This is a genomic window from Massilia jejuensis (assembly GCF_042656795.1).
Lineage (GTDB): Bacteria > Pseudomonadota > Gammaproteobacteria > Burkholderiales > Burkholderiaceae_D > Telluria > Telluria jejuensis.
In genome coordinates this window covers 21,836-30,704 of record NZ_JBHSMS010000012.1, presented here as the reverse complement: position 1 = coordinate 30,704, position 8,869 = coordinate 21,836, and the positions used below count along the sequence as shown (strand labels likewise).

The following is an 8,869-nucleotide window of genomic DNA, read 5'->3' as shown; positions in this document are numbered from 1 at the left end:
TACCTCGACAACTACGCCGCGCACGGGCAGGCGCGGCTGCTGCTGGGCGCGGCGCCCGAATACACCTTGCGCCTGTTCGGGCGGCTGTTCAACGAATCCCTGGTGCGCATCGAGGAGCTGATGCGCAGCGTGTTCGACGCCTGGGACGCGCGCCTTGGCATCCGCATCGACCGCGAACTGGTCTGCGAGCTGATGATCCGCTGCGTGCTGAGCGAGCTGGTGGTGCCGCAGGAGCGTCCGCAGGACGGCGTGCAGCGCATCGTGACCTTCCTGTACTCGATCGTCGATTGCGAGGCGCGCGCCATGCTGGAAAACACGCCGCAAAAATAAAAGTTAAACAGAATTGCCAAATCTGTCTATCTTTGGCATGATGGGCCCTGATGTAAAAGCACCGACCGAGTGCGCCGGATGGAGACATGAAGCGTGTGGACAGGCTGTATGGCCGTCCGATGTGTCCGGCCGATGGCGCCCCAGCGTCGGGATAACCAATCGTCACAGGGAGACACCCCATGCTCATCGACCTTCACGCCCACGCGCCGCATCCCGATTACTACGACCAGCACCCGCACTGGGGACCCTTCTTCGAAAAGCGCCCGGACGGCGACATCAAGCTGCGCGTCGGCCACTGGATCCTCTCGCTCGGTTCGCCGGAACGCAAGGCCGCGCTGAAGAAGGCCAAGGCCGAGGGCAAGGACCTCGACATCAACCAGTACCTGGAACGCTGGGCCGATCCGAAGACCCGGCTGGCCGGCATGGATGCCGCGGGACAGAGCGCGCAAGTGGTGTCGGTACCCTCGCACTGCTACATGTACTGGGCCGAGCCGGAGTTCGGCGTGCCCTTCGCGCAGAAGGTCAACGACGTGATGGCGGAGTACTGCGCTGCCGCACCGAACCGCCTGATGGCCTGGGCCCATGCGCCGCTCAACGTGCCGACCGAGGCGGCCAAGGAAATCCGCCGCGCCTGCACCACCCTCGGCGCCAAGGGCCTGGTGGCGGGCGGCGCCAACTTCGGCGGCCTCGAGTTCGATTCGCCCGAGATGGATCCGGTCTGGGAAGCCCTGTGCGACGTCGACCTGCCGATGTTCGTGCACGGCTATAACCAGTCGGTGACCTGGGGCGAGCAAGCCAACACCGACCGCTACGAGACCACCGCCATCGTCGGCATGAACTACGACGAGACCAAGTGCTTCTGGAACATCATCAACGGCGGTGTGCTCGACCGTTTCCCGAACCTGAAGATCTACATCACGCACGGCGGCGGCTTCGTCCCCTACCAGCTCGGCCGCCTGGCGCAGACCAATCCGAACCTGGACGTCTCGCACAACAAGAAGCCGGTGCTCGAGTACATGAAGAACTTCACCTTCGACGTCGAACTGCACGAGCTGCCGATGCGCCAGGCCATGATCGAAGTCATCGGCGCCGACCGTGTGGTCTACGGTTCGAACTTCGGCGGCAGCGACGCGGTGCGCCATGACCTGACCGACGGCCTGCGCCTGTCGGACGAGGACCTGCAGAAAATTCGCTGGAAGAACGCGTGCGAACTGCTGCGCATCGACCCGGCGACCCTGGTCGAGGTGGCGAAACCGGCGGCGATCGCGGCATGAAGATCGCGCGCTGCACCGACGGCGGGACGCCATTCTGGGCGCTGGTCGACAGCGAAGCCGGAACGCTGCGCGAAATCGGCGGCGTCTTTGCCGACTGGGGACCGGCGCTTACGCGTGCGATCGCGGCGGGCCGCACCGTGGAAGGGCAGGCGGCATTGCCGCTGCGTGGCACGGCGCGCCAGTTGGCCGGCGTACGCCTGCTGGCGCCGGTGGAACCGGTCAACCGCGTGGTAGTTGCCGGCGCCAATTATGCCAAGCACCTGGCCGGCGACTTCGGCCTGAAGTCGCCTTCCCAGCCGATCGCTTTCCTGAAGGCCTACGGTGCGCTGATCGGCGCGAACGATCCGATCCGCTATCCGCCGCTGACCAGTGAACTCGACCACGAAGTCGAACTCGTCGTCGTGCTCGGCGATGCGCCGGTTGATTTGGAAAACCCGCTGGCGGCGGTGCTCGGCTACACGGTCGGTAACGACGTGTCGGCGCGCGACCTGCAGCGCAGCGGCCCGGCCGGCATCGGCATGGACCTGTTCGCGGCCAAGAGCCAGGACCGCAGCACCGGCGTCGGCCCCTGGATCGTCACCCGCGACGAATTCCCGGCCGGCAGCCCGCAGCTGCGCCTGACGCTGAAGGTCAATGGCCAGACCCGGCAGGACAGCACGACCGCCGAAATGACCTGGGACGTGGCCCAGCTGCTGCGCTTCGTTGAACAGCGTTCGAGTTTTGCCGCCGGCGACATCATGTTCACCGGTTCTCCGGCGGGTGTCGGCCAGGGCACCGGCCTGTACCTGAACCCGGGCGACCTGGTCGAAGCGACTGTCGAAGGCATCGGCACCATCAGCAACGTAGTCGGGCCGAAGCCCGGCGCTTGAGGAGACTATAACAATGAGCGACAAAAACGAAGTAGCGGGTGTGGTCGTCGTCGTGGGCGCCGGCCTGATGGGCACCGGCATCGCGCACGCGTTTGCCGCCAGCGGTTTCACGACCCGCCTGGTCGACAGCAATGGCCAGGCGCTGGACAAGGCGCTGCACGGCATCCACGCCATTCTCGACGGCGGCGTCAGGCTCGGCAAGCTGGCGCCGGAAGCGGCCCAGGCGGCAAAGGCGCGGCTCACGGTGCATACCGCGCTGGCCGAAGGCGCGGCCGGCGCCAGCCTGCTGGTCGAAACCGTGTCCGAGAACCTGGCGCTGAAAAAGGCGATCCTGGCCGAAGCCGCGCCGCTGCTGGCGGACGGCGCGCTGCTTGCCACCAACACCTCGGCGCTGTCGGTGACCGAAATCGCGGCATCGGTGCCGCACCCGGAACGTCTGATCGGCATGCACTTCTTTAATCCGGTGCACAAGATGAAGCTGGTCGAACTGGTGCTCGGCATCGCCACCGACGAGGCGACCGTCGCGCGCAGCCGCAGCTGGGTGGACGCCATCGGCAAGACCTCGATCCTCGTCAACGAATCCCCGGGCCTGACCACCAGCCGCATGTCGGCCATGCTAGGCAACGAGGCGATGTGGATGCTGCAGGAAGGGACCGCCAGCGCCGAGGACATCGACACCGCGCTGCGCATGGGTTTCAACCACCCGATGGGACCGCTCGAACTGGGCGACCTGACCGGCTGGGACACGCGCCTGTCGGTGCTGCGCTATCTGCATTCGACGCTCGGCGAGAAATTCCGCCCTTGTCCGCTGATCATCAAGATGGTGGCGGCGGGTCGCCACGGACGCAAGACCGGGCATGGCGTCTACCAGTACGACGCGGCTGGCCAGCGCGTGGCCGGTTCGGGGCTGAAGGCGAGCAACCTATGAAAGACATCTACATCGTCGAGGCGGTGCGCACGCCCATCGGCAAATACAAGGGCAGCCTTGCCGGCGTACGCGCCGACCACCTGGGCGCGCACTTGCTCGGCGAGATTGTGCGCCGCGCCGGCATCGAGCCCGGCGAGGTGGATGACGTCATCTTCGGCTGCGTCACGCAAGTGGGCGAGCAGTCCGCCAACATTGCGCGCACCGCCTTGCTCGGCGCCGGCTGGCCGGCGTCAATTCCAGGTCTCGCGATCGACCGCAAATGCGGCTCGGGCGAAGTGGCGGTACACCTGGCGGCCGGCATGATCGCCTCCGGCGCCGCCCAGGTGGTCGTGGCCGGCGGCGCCGAGAACATGAGCCGCGTGCGCATGGGCGGCAACCGCGAGATTTATGGCGAAGCCTTCGGCTGGATGGCCTCCGACCATTGGGAGCTGACCAGCCAGGGCGAGGCCGCCGAGCGCGTGGCCGACAAGTGGGAACTGAGCCGCGAACAGCTCGACGCCTACGCCGTCGAAAGCCACCGGCGCGCGGCGGCCGCCTCGCAGGCCGGCTGGTTCGCGCGCGAAATCGCCCCGGTGCCGGTCACCGCGCTGATGGAGCGCGGGTATGCGGAACCGGTGCCCGAGCTGCTGGCGGTCGACGAAACCATCCGTCCGGGCACGAACGCGGAAAAGCTGGGGACCTTGAAGACCAGCTTCCGCCAAGCCGGCAAGCTGAGCGCGGGAAATTCGTCGCAGATTTCGGATGGCGCTGCCGTGCTGCTGCTGATGTCGGGTGCGGCCGTCAGCCGTCTCGGCGTCAAGCCGCGTGCGCGCATCCGCGCTTTCACCACGGTCGGTTCCGACCCCACCCTGATGCTGACCGGCCCCGTGGCGGCCACGCGCAAGGTGCTGGAAATGAGCGGCCTGGAGCTGGGCGACATCGACCTGTTCGAGGTGAATGAGGCGTTCGCCTCGGTACCCCTGATGTGGGCGAAGGAGCTGGGCGTGCCGCAGGAGCGCCTGAACGTGAATGGCGGCGCGATCGCCCTCGGTCATCCGCTGGGAGCGAGCGGCGCACGCATCATGACTTCGCTGCTGCATGAACTGGAGCGGCGAGGTGCGCGCTACGGCCTGCAGGCGATCTGCTGCGCCGGCGGCATGGGCACGGCGACCATCATCGAGCGCATGTAGCCAGGCAAGGGCGGCAGGACCGGCACAGAACCGGCCGCCGCATACGAGCGGTACCTATTACAGGAGGAGACAAACATGCACATCGACCTGAGCGGCAAGCGGGTGATCGTCACCGGCGCCTCGCGCGGCATCGGCCTGGCCATCGCGCGCGCCTTTGCAGCGGAGGGCGCGCGGGTCGCCATCTGCGCGCGCGGCGGCGAAGCGCTGCAGAGCGCCGCGCGCGAACTGTCCGCCGCGCGCGAGCTGGCGGGCGGCGCGCACTGGGTCATCGCGCGCGAAGTCGACGTCACCGACAGCGCCGGCGTGCAAGCCTTCGTCGCCGAAGCGGCCGACGCCTGGGGCGGCGTCGATGTTCTGGTCAACAACGCGGGACAGGGGCGCGGGGGCAACCTCGACACCCTCACGCCCGAGCAGATCCTCGAGCACGCCAATATCCTGCAGATGGGGCATTTCCGCTTCGTGCAGGCGGTGGTGCCGCACATGCGGCGCCAGCGCTGGGGCCGCATCGTCGAGATCAATGCCTTGGCAGGCGCTTTCCCCACCCCCGACGGCATCCCCTCGGTGATCAACCGCGCCGCCTGCCTCGCGCTGTCGAAGTCGCTCGGCATGTCGCTGGCCAGGGACAACATTCTCGTCAACTCGCTGAACATGGGCTGGATCGACACCGGCCAGTGGGACCGTCACTACCGCGAAGTGGGACCCGGCGTCTCGCGCGAGGAATTCGACGCAATGGTGCTCAAGGTGGTGCCGCTCGGGCGCTTCGGCAAACCGGAAGACGTGGCCGGCATGGCGCTGTTCCTGGCCAGCGAGTACGCCTCTTTCATCAGCGCGGCCTCGATCGACATCGCCGGCGGGCTGCAGGGCCAGATCGCCTACTACCCGACCCTCAAACGCGATTTCACCGACATGGTCCGGGCACGCAATCTGGCGGCCGACGCCGCGTGATGGCTGTTGCGCACGCCGCATTCCTCCGCCGTAGTAATTCTCAATACAGAATCTTCGTCAAACAGTAGAATTGTTAGAAAATTAGGACTACAATCAAAGCGTCGTAAAAGTCTCGTATCCGTTGGGCCGAAGACAGTCGAGCAGCACGGTTCACAGGAAGGACTTGCAAGCAGTGCTGAACGATTTCTAAAAGCGGTCATAACCGATAAACAGGAGACAGGTCCCATGAACCAGACACGCGGTGTTCCATCGCCCGCCGGCCTCGCGCTGCGCGCCATCCCAGCAGCGGCAGCGGCAGCAGCGGCCTTCGCCTGCGCCTTCCCGGCGCTGGCAACCGAGATCGTGCTCGACAACCCCGACATCAAGATGCGGCTCGATACCACGGTCCGCTACACCGGCGGCTTCCGGATGGAAGGGCAGGACCAGCGCCTGCTGCGCAACTACATCTACGACGAGGGCGACTCGAAATTCGACAAGCACGACATGGTGACCAACCGTCTCGACCTGCTTACCGAATTCGACGTCAGCTGGCGCAACAAGCTCGGCGCCCGTGTATCGGGCGCGGCCTGGTACGACCGTGCCTACGACGACCACTCGGTGCGTTCGCCGGCCGGCTTCCTGACTGCCTACCGCAATGCCGAGTACAACAACGAAGTTCAGCGCTACGTGAACGGCCCGTCCGGCGAAATCCTCGATGCCTTCGTCTGGGCCAACGTCGACCTGGGCAAGGTGCCCGTGAATATCAAGGTCGGCCGCCAGACCAATGTCTGGGGCGAGGGCCTGCTGCTGGGCGCGCACGCGATCTCGTATGCCCAGTCGCCGGTAGACGGCGTCAAGGCGGCGATCAATCCGGGTGTCGAGACCAAGGAAGTGTTCCTGCCGATCGGCCAGGTCTATCTCAGCGCCCAAGTCACCGATGCGCTGACCCTGGTCGGCCAGTACTACTATGAATGGAAGCCGACCCGCATCCCGCATGCGGGCACCTACCTGATGGGCGCCGACACCGCGCCTTCGTCGGACAACCTGGTGTTCCCGATTGCCGGGGTGGCCGCGCAGCTGATCGAGGCAAAGAAGCCCGGCGACCATGGCAACTGGGGTATCGGCGCACGCCTGAACGCCGAGTCGATCGAGTCGAACTTCGGGGCCTATTACCGCCGCTTCGACGATTATTCGCCGGAGCTGGGCGTGCAGCTGCTGAACTTCAAGGGCCCGTTGCCGACCCAGGCGCGCTTCCTGTATCCGGACAAGATCGACCAGTACAGTCTGAGCTTCAGCCGGGTGATCAAGTCGGTCTCGGTCGGCGCCGAGCTGTCCTACCGCAAGAACGGCGCGCTGAACACGCCTTCGTCGGTCGTCACGCCGACCGGTGCGCGCGGCGATACCTGGCACGCCGTCGTCAACGGCATCTACATGCTGCCCGCGACGCCGCTCTGGGCCACCGGTACGCTGGTGACCGAAGTGGCGTACAACCGCCTCGACAAGGTCACGACCAATCCGAATTCCTACCGCTCGGTCGGCGCGGCCAGCTGCGTCGATTCGCGCACCGGCGTGGCGCGCTCCGGCACCAAGGACGACGGCTGCTCGACCAAGGATTCGTGGCTGATGGCATTGCGCTTTACCCCGCAGTACCTGAACGTGCTACCTTCGTGGGACCTGTCCTTGCCGGTGAGCGCCACCTACGGCATCTCGGGCAATGCGCCGTCCTCGGGCGGCGGTACCGAAGGCGAATTGCGCTGGTCGGTCGGCGCCACCGCCACCTATGCATCGAAATACGAATTCTCGCTCCTGTATGCCGACCGCACGCTGCCCGTCCGCGAGCTGAACGGCAGGATCACCGGGGGCGCGGCCCACAGCAATTCGTCGGTCGGCGTCATCGACCGCGGCTGGCTGTCCTTTACCTTCAAGACGGCATTCTAAAGCGCCGCAAACAGGAGACAAGACATGAATACGAATCGCATTCTCGCAGCACTGCTGGCAGGCCTTGCAGCCGGCGCCCAAGCCCAGGTCACCCCTGACGAAGCAAAGCAGCTCGGGTCCACGCTGACCCAGGTCGGCGCTACCAAGGCCGCCAACAAGGAAGGCACGATCCCGGCCTACACCGGCGGCCTGACCAAGGCGCCGCCGGGCTTCAAGGCCGGCAGTGGCGTCTGGGCCGATCCGTTCAAGGACGAGGCGCCGCTGATGCGCATCGACGCCAAGAACTGGCAGCAGCATGCCGACAAACTCTCGGAAGGCCAGAAGGAACTCTTCAAGAAAAACCCGGGCTTCTACATGGACGTGTATCCGAGCCACCGCACGGGCGCCATGCCGGAAGAAGTGCTGGCCAAGACTGTCCGCAACGCCACCACCTGCAAGACCACCAAGGGCGGTCTCGGCGTCGACCAGGCCTGCCGCGGCGGCATCCCGTTCCCGATTGCGAAGACCGGCAACGAAATGATGTGGAACCAGCAGCTGCGCTACAAGGCCGACACCACCACGCGCTCCTCGCGCTCGTGGGTGGTGGATTCGAGCGGCAAGGCGGTCATGACCTCGCAGCAGCAGACCTTCGAAGAAACGCCGTACTACCACGCCGACCTCGATGGTCGCGACGACCAGATGTACTGGCGCACCTATTCGGTCACCAGCGCGCCGATTCGCAAGGCGGGCGAAGTGACCGGCCTGATGGACTTCCTCGATCCGACCCAGAAGCCGCGCCGCGCCTGGAGCTATGCGCCAGGCCAGCGCCGCATCAAGCTCGCGCCCGAATTTTCCTACGATACGCCGGTGGCCAGCATGGGCGGCGTGACCCTGTTCGACGAGTTGTTCGTGTTCTCGGGCCAGATGGACCGCTTCGACTTCAAGCTGGTCGGCAAGAAGGAAATGTACGTGCCGTACAACGCCTATAAGCTCTACTTTGGCTGCGGCGTCGAAGAGCAGTTCAAGGAAAAGTACCCGAATCCGGCCTGCTGGCGCTGGGAGCTTCACCGCACCTGGGTGGTCGAGGCCACGCTCAAGCAGGGCTTCCGCCACGCCTATGCCAAACGCACCTATTACATCGACGAGGATACCTACAGCGCGATGCTGTACGACGCCTACGATCGCAGCGGCCAGCTGTACCGCTCGATCTTCAACTCGATGATCCAGCTCTACGACGTGAATGCGCCTTACAGCGTCAAGAACGTGATCTTCGACTTCAACAAGGGGATGTATGCGCTGGTGAACGACGGCCTGGTCGGCGGTTACGGCGTGGTGACCAAGCCGCGTTCGAACCGCGACCTGAATCCCGAGACCATCGTGGCGAAAGAGACCGCGCGTTAAACGCCGGACTCGCAGGGCGGCGGCGCGGACAGCCGCGCCGCCGCATTGGATCGACCG

At 65.6% G+C, this 8,869-nt stretch carries 7 protein-coding genes and 1 pseudogene; all 8 read left to right on the top strand.

Annotated elements, in window-relative coordinates:
* Positions 1–330 (top strand): annotated as a pseudogene (locus ACFPOU_RS03155) (TetR/AcrR family transcriptional regulator); the annotation flags it as partial.
* Positions 331–509: 179 nt separating this feature from the next.
* Positions 510–1,604 carry an amidohydrolase family protein gene (locus tag ACFPOU_RS03150; RefSeq protein ID WP_379717092.1) on the top strand — a complete coding sequence of 365 codons (1,095 nt, stop codon included), beginning with the start codon at positions 510–512 and terminating at the stop codon, positions 1,602–1,604.
* Positions 1,601–2,473, top strand: a complete 873-nt coding sequence (locus ACFPOU_RS03145) for a fumarylacetoacetate hydrolase family protein (RefSeq protein WP_379717089.1) — start codon at positions 1,601–1,603, stop codon at positions 2,471–2,473. Before ACFPOU_RS03150 ends, ACFPOU_RS03145 begins: the two co-directional genes overlap by 4 nt.
* 13 nt (positions 2,474–2,486) lie before the next feature.
* Entirely contained in the window at positions 2,487–3,401 is a 915-nt protein-coding gene (locus ACFPOU_RS03140) for a 3-hydroxyacyl-CoA dehydrogenase (protein ID WP_379717087.1), read from the top strand.
* On the top strand, positions 3,398–4,570 hold the full coding sequence (locus ACFPOU_RS03135) for a thiolase family protein (protein ID WP_379717085.1): 1,173 nt from the start codon (positions 3,398–3,400) through the stop codon (positions 4,568–4,570). Before ACFPOU_RS03140 ends, ACFPOU_RS03135 begins: the two co-directional genes overlap by 4 nt.
* Positions 4,571–4,645: 75 nt before the next feature.
* Positions 4,646–5,515 (top strand): SDR family oxidoreductase, encoded by an 870-nt coding sequence (locus ACFPOU_RS03130; RefSeq protein WP_379717082.1) that lies wholly within the window; start codon positions 4,646–4,648, stop codon positions 5,513–5,515.
* A gap of 225 nt (positions 5,516–5,740) precedes the next feature.
* Positions 5,741–7,432 carry a DUF1302 domain-containing protein gene (locus ACFPOU_RS03125; protein ID WP_379717079.1) on the top strand — a complete coding sequence of 564 codons (1,692 nt, stop codon included), beginning with the start codon at positions 5,741–5,743 and terminating at the stop codon, positions 7,430–7,432.
* Positions 7,433–7,456: 24 nt separating this feature from the next.
* Positions 7,457–8,812, top strand: a complete 1,356-nt coding sequence (locus tag ACFPOU_RS03120) for a DUF1329 domain-containing protein (protein WP_379717076.1) — start codon at positions 7,457–7,459, stop codon at positions 8,810–8,812.
* Positions 8,813–8,869: the final 57 nt, after the last annotated feature.

Excerpts from the sequence above, each read along its gene's own strand:
- ACFPOU_RS03150 (WP_379717092.1), top strand. The coding sequence starts at position 510 with ATGCTCATCGACCTTCACGCCCACGCGCCGCATCCCGATTACTACGAC.
- ACFPOU_RS03145 (WP_379717089.1), top strand. The coding sequence starts at position 1,601 with ATGAAGATCGCGCGCTGCACCGACGGCGGGACGCCATTCTGGGCGCTG.
- ACFPOU_RS03140 (WP_379717087.1), top strand. The coding sequence starts at position 2,487 with ATGAGCGACAAAAACGAAGTAGCGGGTGTGGTCGTCGTCGTGGGCGCC.
- ACFPOU_RS03135 (WP_379717085.1), top strand. The coding sequence starts at position 3,398 with ATGAAAGACATCTACATCGTCGAGGCGGTGCGCACGCCCATCGGCAAA.
- ACFPOU_RS03130 (WP_379717082.1), top strand. The coding sequence starts at position 4,646 with ATGCACATCGACCTGAGCGGCAAGCGGGTGATCGTCACCGGCGCCTCG.
- ACFPOU_RS03125 (WP_379717079.1), top strand. The coding sequence starts at position 5,741 with ATGAACCAGACACGCGGTGTTCCATCGCCCGCCGGCCTCGCGCTGCGC.
- ACFPOU_RS03120 (WP_379717076.1), top strand. The coding sequence starts at position 7,457 with ATGAATACGAATCGCATTCTCGCAGCACTGCTGGCAGGCCTTGCAGCC.